At 37.6% G+C, this 13,411-nt stretch carries 9 protein-coding genes and 1 pseudogene; 4 read left to right on the top strand and 6 right to left on the bottom strand.

Annotation, left to right across the window (positions count from 1 at the left end; all coding sequences use genetic code 11):
• Nucleotides 1-3: 3 nt before the first annotated feature.
• From addA to BAMA_RS06585, 6 genes are all read right to left on the bottom strand, one after another.
• The gene (addA, locus tag BAMA_RS06610) at nt 4-3,717 is read right to left on the bottom strand and encodes a helicase-exonuclease AddAB subunit AddA (protein WP_034637445.1); all 3,714 of its coding nucleotides are present in this window, start codon (nt 3,715-3,717) and stop codon (nt 4-6) included.
• Nucleotides 3,714-7,226 (bottom strand): helicase-exonuclease AddAB subunit AddB, encoded by a 3,513-nt coding sequence (addB, locus tag BAMA_RS06605; RefSeq protein WP_034637443.1) that lies wholly within the window; start codon nt 7,224-7,226, stop codon nt 3,714-3,716. Before addB ends, addA begins: the two co-directional genes overlap by 4 nt.
• 99 nt (nt 7,227-7,325) lie before the next feature.
• The gene (gene lepB, locus BAMA_RS06600; RefSeq protein WP_034637441.1) at nt 7,326-7,892 is read right to left on the bottom strand and encodes a signal peptidase I; all 567 of its coding nucleotides are present in this window, start codon (nt 7,890-7,892) and stop codon (nt 7,326-7,328) included.
• 45 nt (nt 7,893-7,937) lie between these two features.
• A complete protein-coding gene (locus BAMA_RS06595; protein ID WP_034637439.1) occupies nt 7,938-8,537 on the bottom strand; it encodes a TVP38/TMEM64 family protein in 600 nt (199 codons plus the stop codon).
• A 210-nt stretch (nt 8,538-8,747) separates the two neighbouring features.
• Entirely contained in the window at nt 8,748-8,951 is a 204-nt protein-coding gene (gene cspD / locus BAMA_RS06590; RefSeq protein WP_034637437.1) for a cold-shock protein CspD, read from the bottom strand.
• 406 nt (nt 8,952-9,357) lie between these two features.
• Nucleotides 9,358-9,933, bottom strand: coding sequence for a competence protein ComK (locus BAMA_RS06585; protein WP_034637434.1), 576 nt, complete (start codon nt 9,931-9,933; stop codon nt 9,358-9,360).
• A gap of 439 nt (nt 9,934-10,372) precedes the next feature.
• On the opposite strand from BAMA_RS06585, the pseudogene BAMA_RS25125 reads away from it, so the two are divergent.
• The 4 genes and pseudogenes from BAMA_RS25125 to BAMA_RS06570 all read left to right on the top strand — a co-directional run.
• Nucleotides 10,373-10,987: pseudogene (locus BAMA_RS25125) on the top strand (T7SS effector LXG polymorphic toxin); the annotation flags it as partial.
• A gap of 534 nt (nt 10,988-11,521) precedes the next feature.
• A complete protein-coding gene (locus tag BAMA_RS25120) occupies nt 11,522-12,151 on the top strand; it encodes a hypothetical protein (RefSeq protein WP_420834700.1) in 630 nt (209 codons plus the stop codon).
• Between the two features lie 17 nt (nt 12,152-12,168).
• Complete coding sequence (locus BAMA_RS06575) at nt 12,169-12,900, top strand: PoNi-like cognate immunity protein (RefSeq protein WP_034637432.1); 732 nt, start codon at nt 12,169-12,171, stop codon at nt 12,898-12,900.
• 164 nt (nt 12,901-13,064) lie between these two features.
• On the top strand, nt 13,065-13,400 hold the full coding sequence (locus BAMA_RS06570) for a DUF3969 family protein (protein ID WP_051758881.1): 336 nt from the start codon (nt 13,065-13,067) through the stop codon (nt 13,398-13,400).
• Nucleotides 13,401-13,411: the final 11 nt, after the last annotated feature.

The following is a 13,411-nucleotide window of genomic DNA, read 5'->3' as shown; positions in this document are numbered from 1 at the left end:
TTATCAAATTTTCAGTACGTGACTACCATCAAAGAAATACAAATATGTCTCCCTCACTGGTTGATGTAAACTTTTTTCGAGCGCCTTTCTGTATAGCGAAAGCTGAACATGGTAGCGTTCTTCTAACACTGGCCTCGCTTGCTCAAATCCGCCAGGGAAGCGGCCTTCAATTGTATCTGTTTTAAAATCGATTAACACAATACCATCCTCTTCTTCAACCATACAATCAATGACACCTTGAACAAGTACAGATTCACCAGGGCTACCGCTCCAGTCTTGATATGCCTCTTCAGCAGGTAACATCATTGTAAAGGGAACCTCACGCTCTACACTTTTTGCAGCGACTAGTCGTCTTCCAAGTTCTGTTTCAAAGAAGGACACGATTTTTTCAGCTTGTATTTCTTCTGCTTGCTCATATGTTAACAGTTCTTTGTTAACCATTTCAACAATTTGTTCTGCCACGCTCTCCACTGTGATTGGCTTTTTCAAATCAACATACTGCATAACCGCATGCACTGCTGTTCCTCGCTCTGCATATGTTAACCCTTTCTTCTCCATAAAACGTGGGCGCGTTTGTATCGGGGCACGAAGTTTTTTTATAAACGAACCATCGCTTCCTTCTTGCACTTGATAGTTTCGTTTAATTTCCGTAACCGATTGTTTCGCTCTATGCACTGTTGCATCACGGAATCCATATTGCCACGTTAACTTATCGTATACGTCTTCCTTCTGCTCACTTTCAAGAGGAACTGGCTCTTTTGCGCGAAGCGCTTCTAACAAATCTTGCTTTTCTTCTTTTAATAAAACAGGCGCTTGTAAAGTAGCTCCATCAATCGCTTCTACTTTAAAACTTGCTCCGTAACGATAAATATCATCAGGGATTAGCCCTTGTCCTAACTCTAATAACGATTCACTATCACCATGCCTAAATAAAGAAGGGGCAATCCAATCTAAATAACAAGTAGCTCCAGCGCGCACGTAATCTGGCAATAGCCACTGGGCATGGTCTCTTGCCTCGAGCCATTTCTCCATCTCTTTCCCTTTTCCTTTTACCGTTCCGATTAAAATGAGCTTTTCCTTCGCGCGTGTTAATGCAACATATAATACGCGCATTTCTTCAGCAATGAGTTCCATTTTCATCTTTCGCTTAATCGCAAGCTGTGAGAGCGTCGTATATTTAATCCGTTTTTGCGGATCAATAAACTGCGAACCAAATCCTAAATCTTTATGAAGCAAGAAGCGCTTCATTAAATCTTGCGTATTAAATTTACGACCAAGTCCTGCAACAAAGACAACTGGGAATTCAAGTCCTTTACTTTTATGAATCGTCATAATGCGAACGACATCTTCTTGCTCACCAAGCGCCCTTGCTGTACCCATATCATCGCCACGCTCTAAAATACGTTCAATAAAGCGCAGGAAACGGAATAGACCGCGAAATGATGTTGCTTCAAATTGACGAGCGCGGTCATATAACACACGTAAGTTTGCTTGTCTTTGCTTTCCAGCAGGAAGACCACCAACAAAGTCATAATATCCTGTTTCACGATACACTTTCCAAATTAAATCTGACAGTGACTGCTGACGGGCAAACTCACGCCAGCCCTTCAATTGCTCATAAAACAGGGACACCTTTTCATATAGTCCTTTTTCAGTATCTAGTGGTGCTCCTGTTAAAAAGGAGCGTAGCACTTCATAAAATGAACCTTTCTTTCCGTGCGTACGAAGCGTCGCAAGCTCTTCATCTTTCAGCCCAACAATCGGAGATCGAAGCACTGCCGCAAGCGGAATATCTTGCATCGGATTATCGATAACACGAAAGACGTTCATCATGATATTTACTTCTGTCGCTTCAAAGTAACCTGTCGCAAGCTCTGCGTATACAGGAATACCTTGTTGCTTCAGCTCTTCCATAATTTGCGGTGCCCATGGCATCGAACGCAGTAAAATAACAAAATCACGATACGTTACAGGACGCATACCTGTTTTCCGGTCGTATACTTCGTAGCTAGAATCGACCATCTCTTTAATTCGCTGCGCAATAAGACGTGCTTCTAGCTGCGCTTTTTCCAATCCCAAATCTTCATCATCTGTTCCTTCGTTATCCGGCTCGCTAATTAAAATAAGTTCTCCTGCTGTATCTACGCCTTCTGGGTAACTTGCTCCAAGCTTTAATTCCGCATCTTCGTCGTAATTAATTTCCCCTACAGATTCACTCATAATTTGTTTGAAAACGTAGTTTGTACCAGCTAGTACTTCTTGACGACTGCGGAAGTTTTTCGCTAAATCAATTTTCATTCCGCCATCTACGCCTTCAGGGGTAAAGCGTTTATATTTCCCTAAAAACAGCCCTGGTTCTGCTAAACGGAAACGGTAAATCGATTGCTTCACATCGCCAACCATGAACAGATTTCCTTCTTCTTCGTTCTCTTTCGTCACAAGCTTCACAATCGATTCTTGCACGAAGTTTACGTCCTGATACTCATCGACGAGCACTTCAGCAAATTTATTGCGGTATTGCATTGCAACTGGTGATGGATGAAGCTGACCGTCGCGAGAGCGTTCACTTAAAATTTGCAAGCAAAAATGCTCCAAGTCCGTAAAGTCAACCATCCCTTTTCCTTGTTTCATCACTTGGAAACGTTCTGCAAATTCTTTTACAAGTGAAACAAGCTTCCCTAGCACAGGATGCATATCTTGAAAATCACGTAAGAAACTTTCTGGTTTACGGCTAAATAACTCCTCTTGTAACTTTTTCACTTCATCTTTCGCTTTAGCGCGCAGCGTATCAACTTGAGCTACCACATCTTCGTTATAGTCTGCTTTCTTTATACGCTTTAACGTTTGCCAAGAAACGTTTTGCATCACTTCATATGTGCTTTGCCACGACTGATGAGACGCCTGAATTAGCCCTTCAAGTAAGAGAAGATCCGCCTGCAATGTTTCCACGCGCGGCGCTGGTCCGTCTGGTAACATCGCAAGTTCAATTGCTTTTTCAACATATTGCTTCGCCGTTTGTAATTGAATCTTTGCATCATCTAGCAAATACGTCGCATACATTAAGTCTTCAATCGATTTCCCAGTCACATCGTATGCATCTACTAATTTATCAAGCCAGCGATTTGGGTCCGGATGCGCTCTTGATTCTGTATGAAGCGCTAAAATCATACGCTGCAAGTCATCGTCATTACGGTCACTCGTATAACGATCAACAAGTTCAAAGAAAATAGTATTATTTTCTTGACTATACTCTTCTTCTAATATGTCTCCAAGCACTTCTTCCTTTAACAGCTCATTCTCTGTTTCGTTTGCAATGCGAAAACGTGGATCAATATCAAGCATATAGTAATAACCACGAATCACTTGCAAACAAAACGAGTGAATTGTCGAAATGGAAGCTCGGTTTAATAAACTTAGTTGTTTTCGAATATGCTGCGAAGCTGGATTATCTGCTAACACTTTCTCTAGCGCTTCACCAATTCGGTTTTTCATCTCTTGCGCTGCTGCATTCGTAAATGTAACAACGAGCAAACGGTCTACATCAACTGGATTTTCCTCACGAATAATTTTGCGAATAATACGTTCAACAAGAACCGCTGTTTTCCCCGATCCAGCTGCTGCCGCTACTAAAATATCACGCCCGTCAGCAACAATCGCCTTCCACTGATCATCTGTCCATTGACTGCCTTCTGGCTTTGCTGGTAAGTTATTTATCATTTGTGGGCCTCCTCTCTCATCTTTTCAAGTGCTTCACTATCTTTCATATCTTTTAATGATCTATATTCATTATCTTCTAACGACTCATCAAATTGACAAACAGAGCGGAAGTTACAGAATGTACACGCTGTTTTATTTCCCATCTTATACGGTGTAATATCGATGACACCATCTGTAATGTGCGTTCCGATATTTTCAAACTTTTGATGAACGTACTTTTGCAGTACATCAAATTCTTGTTCACTTGCAATACTTGATCTTGCACTAAAGCTCCCATCTTTCTTCAAGCCAGCAGAAATAATATTTGAACTTCCTGTCGTTAATGCGTGATCCATTAAACGAACAACATCTGCATCACCAAGAACAAGACCTTTCATTTTAAATTTCTTTAAAATCTCTTGTTCAATTTCAGCTTCGCCTGCGTCGCCTTTCATTTCTACAATTGGATTATGAATATGGAAATATAAAACGCCAGCAGGCGACGCTTGTCCTGATCCTTTCATCCATTTGCTCGCATTTGACGTAACAACATCTAAATACGTCAACATTTGCAATGCTAAACCGTAATACACTTCTGTTAAATCTAACGCTTTTGCACTTGATTTATAATCGATAATACGTAAATACGTGCCGCTCTCATCTTCCGCTTTATCAACGCGGTCAATCCGGCCAACCACTTCCATTTTCACACCGTTTGCCAGTTCAAATTGCATTGGTGGTAAGGAGTCTGCTCCGCCCATACCAAATGGTACTTCTAGGTCAACTGGGACGAATCCACTTGCCTTTGCATGTTCACGAAGCACAAGTGATGTACGGAAAATAATTTGCTGCAATTTATGCTTTAAATAGTGATGACGATTCGAGCTTAATAAAATTTGGCGCTGCAATAACGGCGCTAATTCTTCAATCACAACTTGTGATAAATACTCGCATTCTTTCACTGTTAAATCCGCCCACGTACGATTTTCTCGTAACAATTTATCAGCAATTTTCTTTAAAGCTGCGTGGAAAAGTTCTCCGATATCAGGTGCGTCTAATTTGAAAATATCACGCTCACGTAATGACAATCCATGCTGGGCAAAGTGCGCGTATGAACAACGATTAAAGAGTTCCATACGCGAAACGCTTCCTTTAATCTTTTCACCATATAACTCGCGGCTTACATCATTGCTCAGTTTCTCAGCACGGTTGCGGTAAAATAAACTTGATAAAACGCGGCTGCTTTTTTGTTTCCATTCGTCTGAAGTGACATAGAAATTATATACGTCCCACCAGAAACTTAAATTCCCTTCAAATCCGTAACGTTTCCAGTTTTGCAATTGCTGCGTCAAATACGACATCGTAACTTCTGGCGTTGCAATGTACGAAATTTGCTCACGAATCGATATATCATTCACATCATTTGTTAAAAACTGTTCTTTTATAGAAGGAAACATTCTTTTCATTCTTTTCATAAAGCTAGAAACAAGAAGTGTCTTTCCCTCTTCATCTGCAAGCGGGCAAGAAAGATATAACTTATCCGATGCACATGTCACGGTCTGATAAATAACAAATTGTTCATCTAATAGTTTGCGACGTGTTGTTGGGGCAAGTAAGGTGCCCGCTGCAACGAGTGCTTCTCGCTCTTCGTCTGATAGCACTCCTTCTTCAGTTGGTGCTGCCGGAATAACCCCTTCATTTGCTCCAACAATGAAAGCGGCGCGAATGTTCGAAAGACGAGAGCGGTCAATATTTGCAATAATAACCTGATCTAATGATGGCGGGATATTTGCGAATTGAAGCGACTCAAGCCCTGTCGTCATCACATTCATAAACATCGATAAGGACATCTTCTCGTCACCAAGCATCTCAACGAACGTATCAAGAAGGCTCATTACTTGCTCCCACACTTGATCATGATCTGTTGCAAACAAGAAATCCCCTTCCGCTTCTGCTTTCATACGTAACTCTTCAAGCTTCTTCGGTACATCTAATTCTTCTAAAAATAAATATACAGCTTCACACATGCTCATTGGTGTCGTAGCACGCTTTAAACGCTTTTGCAAACGAATAATCGGCGTTCTCACGACGCCTCGTAAACGGTTTACTTTCTCTTCCATTTCACGCTCACTGTTCGTTTGTGTTCCTTCACCCCCATCTAATGAGCGATAACGACGGTACGTCCATGGGTCTTCTGAAGTCCACCTTTTTCCTTGCACACCGTACGCTAAACAATAGTTTTCAAACTCATCCATCTCTTCGCGCATGCTTTCTTTATTCGCATCTAACGGATATAACAGCTCCGTTTTCACGCAGCGAAATACCGCATCATAACGCCAATTCCCACTAATAACTTCAAGTGCTGAACGAATACATTCAATAAGTGGATGATGTGACATCGAACGCTTTTGATCGATAAAGTGTGGAATATTATAATCAACAAACAACGTTTTCATTAAGTCATAATAACTATCTCCGTTACGAAGAAGAACTGCAATATCGCGGTAACGATAACCCTCTTCTGCAATGAGGCGACGAATTTCGCGGGCCACTCCCTCTACTTCAGCACGCAAGTTCACAGCGTTATATAACGTAACATTTGATTCACCTTCAAATTCTTTCGGAAAGCGTGCTTCATAATATGCTTCTAAATGCGCAAGTCCAGATGAACGGAATCTTGGTTGTTCTTTCATAAAAATCGTTGGCTGTAACACCATTTTCTCTTCACGAGCTATTTGTTTTACATTTTCATACGTAACGATTGTTTGGTGAAATAAATCCAGTTCACTTACTGGCATTGCTAACGTCTGTTCGTCTAACGTTAACGTTACTTTCACTTTTGCACCATAACGCATAAGCTGCCGAACAATTTCTAATTCTTGCGGTGAAAATGAATGGAACCCATCTATATAAATGTCCGCATCTTTTACATACTCTGAGTGCGGAATTTTTTCAAATAATAGTTGTAAATAATCTTCTGAATCTAAATACTTTCCAATTAATGCGCGTTCAAAGTCATCATATAAAAGCTGTAAATCGTACATTTTATTTGCTAATAACTTTTGTTCATTGCCGCTACTATTTGCCTCTAACTCTTGCCACATCGTATATACGTTAGATGGTGTTAAATTGTAGCGTTTAAATTCCGTAATCATGCTGCCAAGTTGTTCGAAAAATCCATTTTGCTCTGCAGCTTTTTGGAACACATGTAATTCTTCCTTGCGCGCCTCCACAATTTTTCTAAGCAACATATGAACGCCTGCTTCATCAATATGAAGACGACTTGCACCACCAACTTCTTGCAATACTTTCCATGCTAAACGGGAGAAACTAAATACTTGTGCTCGAATTGAGCTTTGCACTTCTTCGCTACGAATTAAAGCTTGCTGCGTTTGGAACGTCATTTGCTCCGGAACAATATATAAAATCGCATTTCCTCTTGGTCTTCGCTTTAACTCTTCTTGCACTTCATGTAAAAGAAGTCCACTCTTTCCACTACCTGCTCGTCCTATTACAAATTGAAGCGACATAAAACCCCACCTTTCTTCCTTCACGAACGCTAGTTTGCCAATATAATTGTATGATACAACAAAAAAAAAGACAAACAGCGACTGTTTGCCTTGCAATCATTATTTCTTTTGTTCAAAGTCCATTTCCACATCACGAATTGGCCAGTACCGTAAGTCTACTTTTCCGACAATCTCGTCAATTTTCACAAACCCAAAGTGCCGGCTATCCCAGCTTCCTAATCGGTTGTCACCGAGGACAAAAATATATCCGTCCGGAATAACTTCCTCTCCAGTAACTTCTTCTAACGTAAAATCCCCCGTTAGTAAATGCCCATTCATTGCTTTTTTGTACTCCTCTAAATACGGCTCCGCTACTGCTTTTCCGTTAATATACAACATGTCATCTCTATATGCAACATGCTCTCCTGGTAATCCAATGACTCGTTTCACATAGTCGTCATTGCCGTTTGCGTGAAATACAATAACATCGAGTCGACTTAAATCACTAACTTGATAACTCACCTTATTTACAACAAGCATATTTCCATCCTGAAGTGTTGGCATCATTGACTTTCCTTCTACGATATAGGTTGAAAAGAAAAACGTTCGAAAAAAAACAGCTAATATTACACCAACAAAAATGATTTTGATCCATGCTAGACCCTCTTTTTTCCACGCTTTCTTCATCGCTTCACTCTCCTATTCGTTTTCAGGATGTGATTACAAAGAAGACTAGTCTCGAGTTAACTCTAATTTCACTTCAATTTTTTTACCAACATACCATAAAATAAAAACCGCAATCGCTACAACGACTGTTTTAATCGGATTATAAATAAATGACATTAAATCATGTCCAATATAGCTAAGCACAAAAATCATCACAAACTTTCCAAGTCCAAGCGCGAGTACAAACTGACGTTTACTAATACGAGATAAACCCGCAACAACATTAATAAGTGCAGATGGTGTAAACGGGAAACAAAACAAAATAAAGATAGGCGCAAATCCTTTTCGCTCAATCCACATCATCGCTTTCCTTACTTTCTCATGCTTATTTACAAAAGAAAAGAAGCGACTCCTACCAAATCGGCGAATAACAGAGAATACAATTAACGCACCCAGTACAGAGCCGATCCATGAATATAAAAATCCAAAACCAAGCCCAAATGCCGCTGCATTTGCCATTACAAATAAAATAAGCGGAAGTGCCGGAATAATCGCTTCAATCATCGGAAGCCCAATCCCAAGAAGAGGACCAAACGCACGATAACTACTGACGAGTTGTTCCATATTTTCTATTGTGAAATACTCTCGAATTGTTTGAAGATCCATTCTATTATGTACCCCTTTATGTTAGTCCTTCCCTTACTTTACCACTGTTGCCTTATTCGGGGAAATAGTATATATGACAAATGAAGATGTATTATTAATATTCCATGTTTTCCGTTAGAAATCCTCTTTCATACGCCCTTAACTAAAGCAATAAATAACAACAAAAAAAAGGACAGCATATGCTGTCCTTTTTCGCTGCTATCTATACAATTAGATTTTTGCAACGTTTTTAGCTTGTGGTCCACGGTTACCTTCTTCGATTTCGAAGCTAACTTTTTGGCCTTCTTCTAAAGACTTGAAGCCGTCGCCAGTGATTGCAGAGAAGTGTACGAATACATCGTTTCCGCCTTCAACTTCGATGAAACCGAAGCCTTTTTCGTTGTTAAACCATTTTACTTGTCCTGTTACTGTCATGTGAATGACCTCCTGAAATAAATAATTGTAGTCTTCTAACATAAAAAAAGAATCCATACATGATCAAAAACCAAACATAATATAAAAGCAGAAAAGATAGCATTGCTTTCACAATTTCTTGGCGCTTGATAATATATGGATTGCTTGATTTAAGTATTTAACTAAGTATTACTATAACATACTTTTTCTAAAACACCAAATGTTATTTTTATCAAATAAGAAAGAAAAGCTGAAAAACTGAAAAAAACCTTATTTTTTGGGATGGGAGAGTGCGGGATTCTCTCTATATCCGTAACTTTTTGTTTAGTAATGGTTCCAAAACCATAATTCCCCTTTAAACTAAAGACGTTAATCAGTGGTGAAAAATAAATGAACCGATACTCTACAGCATCGGTTCATGACAACATTATCCTTCTACATTTACAGCATATGTTTTTTCATAAAGCGGTGTTAGTTCTAACACTTCACTTGGGTTCATTGTCATAAATGCAAGCTGTACTCGTTTGCCTTTTCTATCTTCAAACGCTGCACGGAGCTGGGCAGTACGGCATACTTGGTTTTCAAAACTTCCTCTAGACATTTCTAATTTGATAGCTTGTCCATTTATAAAAGTGATAAAAAGTGTACCTGGTAAAAGTTCTTTATTATTTACAACATGAAAGTGTGATAGCCATGCACACTCTTTTCTAGAGTAGGAAAGTGTCGGAAAGAAATAGAGGTAATCAACGGGACTTATTGCAATCGGCGCTTTATGCGTAATACCTGTTAGCTCTTTTGTCCCTTCTTTTCTGCCAAAGAAATTTGATCCATGCAAACGACAGCTTTGTTCAATAATCTCAATTGGTTTACAGTAGACAAAAAACGCATCCTCTTCTTCAATTACGCGCGTCACAATTTCCTTATCATTTAACACAATTGGAAGCAGCGCCATTGTTTTACGATTCACAATATACTCTTGTACATACCGTTCTTTTTTTTCCATTCTCTCTCTCGCTCCTTTTTTCCGTTTTCGAACTACTTTATAAAAGTATTTCGCATAAGTAATTGTATCATTTCACCAAAAGGAATAATTTTTATTTTCAATTTTTTTACAATTAATTTGCATAACGTTAAAAGTCATTACACTATCCTTGAAAAATCAATAAAGAGACTTAAAAATTTATCTAGAGAAAAAGTATAATAACCTTTTATGTAAATTATGTTTATTACTTTTTGAAATATTTGTAATAAAACCCTCTAGCAAAGAATTTCTAAATTTTTGCTAGAGGGTTTTATTGTTTTCTGTATAGGAAGAAATATTTTTGTGGGAATTGCTACAGAGCCTTTATTAATAAACCTCATCTCACGTTCATACATACTTAACATTTACAGTTTTATCCTAAAGTTGGTATCATTTACTTGTATAAAAAGGGGGAGGATTCATGAGTTTAAACATGTACATAGGAGAAGTACAAGCGCAAACAGAAAGTATGAATGCTTTTTGCAATGCAACGATTCAGGGGATGGAAGAAGTAATTCGCTCTATCGACGCTTTCGCATTAGACGTCACACTAAAAGGAAAGACATATGAAAGTGCGAAAACATTTTTCATGCAAACATACCGCCAGTTAGCGCAAGGTATTATTTATCTATGCGAAGAACTAATCATTCAAAATAATGCCTTTCCAGCTGACTTTCAAGCAGAGGTCGCGACAGTTGATGTAGTTGAACAAGAAATACGCGAACAAATTCGAGAACTGGAGCAAATGATTGCAGCAATTGCAGCAATGGATGAACAAACACCTGAGACGGCAGCAATGCTACAAATTTATCACGCAATGAAAAGGAAACTGGAAGATAAACTAGAACGGTTATATCAATTCAATTATTCTTCTAGTGAGAATTATCGTACAGCAATTGAATTAGCTTCCAGTATTGCAAAAGGGCTTGCAGAAGTACAAAGTGGAAAAGGATTTCAAGCTGTCAGCGGAACATTTCATACTGAAAGGCTAAATATGGAGTGGGCAAAGCCAATTCAAGTGATCACAGAAGAGAAAATGCGAAAAGCTGAGGAAGAGCGTATAAAAGACGAATCATTACTCGATAAATTTAAGGATGCTGTCGAGGATGGAGTAGGAGCGCTGGATCAGGCGTCGGAAAAATTTTTCCACACCCTAGAAAATACTCCTATACTCGGACAACTTTATAGCTTCAAAAAAGGAATGGATGAAGCGGCTATAGATGGACTTAAAGGATTAGTAAATACGTTCTTACACCCAATAGATAGTTTTGAAAGTGCCATGTATGCTCTTTCTCATCCACAAGAAACATTCAATTCTGTAACATAGGCTATTAGGGATTCATGGAATCAAGAAGTTGTAAATGGAGATTGGAATAGCAGAGCTAAATAGTTTGGAAATATGAGTATGCAAGCCTTGTTCATGGTTGTAGGAACAAAAGGGGTAGATAAAATTTCAAAAGTAAGTAAATTTTCAAAGGTGGATAAACCTTCAAAAATTAATAAAAGTGTAAACTTCATACAAAGTATAAAAAACGTATTAAATCCCAATAAGTATAGGCAATTCATCGACATGTTGAATTACCTTTTAATGCCCAAAAATCAACTTGCTTTTGAAGGTGGAAATGTTGTAGACTCTTCCTCAGATAGCACTACCTTTAAACAAGCTGAAGAAAAACTATCGACCTATCAGTTTAATAAGGGGACGGATGAAACCAATACATCTGGAAAAGCAACTCAAACATTAGAAGCGGCTAGAGAACAACAACGTATGGTAATAGAATCAGTAGAAAGTGGCAAAGTAGCCCTAAAAACAACGAAGCGTAAAGGGAATTATGGTGAAATGAAGATGGATGACTTTTTTGAAAGTCAAACCTATACCAGAATTAGTGATGATCGTGTATTAACATTGGATCAAAAAATTGTTAAGGGAATAGATGCTGTATATGAAAATTCATCTCCACCACCTAAGTATGTAATAGCGGAGGCTAAGTACAACACATCCAAGTTGGGAAAAACAAATGATGGTAAGCAAATGAGTGAAGATTGGATTCTTGGAAGTGAAAGATTAGATAGCACTTTGTCAAAAGAAAAAGCAGATGAAATTGTGACAGAAATGGTGTTAAACCCAGAAAATGTTCAAAGAATTGTTATTCAGGTTATGCCTGATGGAACAATAGTAAAGAAAATTCTTGAAATATAACAGATGGGAGAGAAATTATGCTAAGAGATAAAATTAAAACTGATATATATTTTAACGAATTTATCAATTATGAGGAAAAGCGAATAGAAAAATTTTTATTATTGGTTGAAAAAGTTATTGAGGAAAGAGGAAAAGATGATAAAGGTTTAAAGAACGGATATATAGCATTGCAAGGTTATTATTTTAATAAATTAAGGGCAATGTACTCTGCGGGCTATTCTATTCAAACTATTCGTGATTTTTTACCTGAAGTAATAGATATTATGGAAAAAGCATGGAATAAAGAAAGTGGATATATACGTATGCTATGGATGACATCCATAGCAGTAATGCTAAATATTGAAGATAAAGAATTTAATAGACTAATAGCAATGATAAGGAAAGAAGGACTAAATGATTATTTGATTAATTATTTTATTGCTTTTAGAAATGGTGAGCCCTCAGATTTTTATGAGCAGAGTGAATTTTACGTAAAAAATCCATATATAAAATTAAAGGAAGTAATTGAGAGCAATAAAAATTCACAAGAGAATTCTATAAAAAATTTAGAAAAATATATAAAAAAGTATTGGTATACAGGACATTCAGATGAAGCATGGTACGACGCACATGAAAATAAACATGATATTTATAGTGGTTACTGGAGTTTTGAAAGTGGTGCAATCGCAAAAATTTTAAAATTAGATGATAGTATGTTAAAAGATGTTCCGTACTACCCATACGACATGGTGCATTTTAAAGATGAGTAGATTGATTCTGCGATAAAAATAATCTTAATAAAGAAGGTGACTTTGCATTGAAAGGAAGTCATCTTCTTTTGTTGTATATTGAGAATAATAAAGTTTATCTTACTGTGGATTTATGAAATACTTAGCCTAGAGTAGCATGTTTTTTATTAGGGGGAATCTCGTGTATGATTTCATTAACAATGGATTTGAACAATAAACAATCATTAGAAAAGATAATCTTAATAAAAATATTAGGTATTGTTAATGCTTTAGAAGAAAATCTAATTACAATTGAAGAAGCTGAAAAAATTCTGTTTAGTCCGTATACGATTGAACTATTAAAAACTAAAAAAGTGTCTAATGAAGTTCTCGATATACTCATTCTAGGAACTGAATTAGAAGATGTATTGAGTTTAATACCAGATAAATTAAATGATAGTTTATCAGAAATAAAACAGTTATCTTTTCAATTACTGAAACAAAAGAATAAGTATGAGATTGATGATAAAGTATTAAGGTAAAAAAGAAGCAT

The organism is Bacillus manliponensis, assembly GCF_000712595.1.
GTDB classification, from domain to species: domain Bacteria; phylum Bacillota; class Bacilli; order Bacillales; family Bacillaceae_G; genus Bacillus_A; species Bacillus_A manliponensis.
This window is presented reverse-complemented; position numbering and strand designations above follow the sequence as displayed.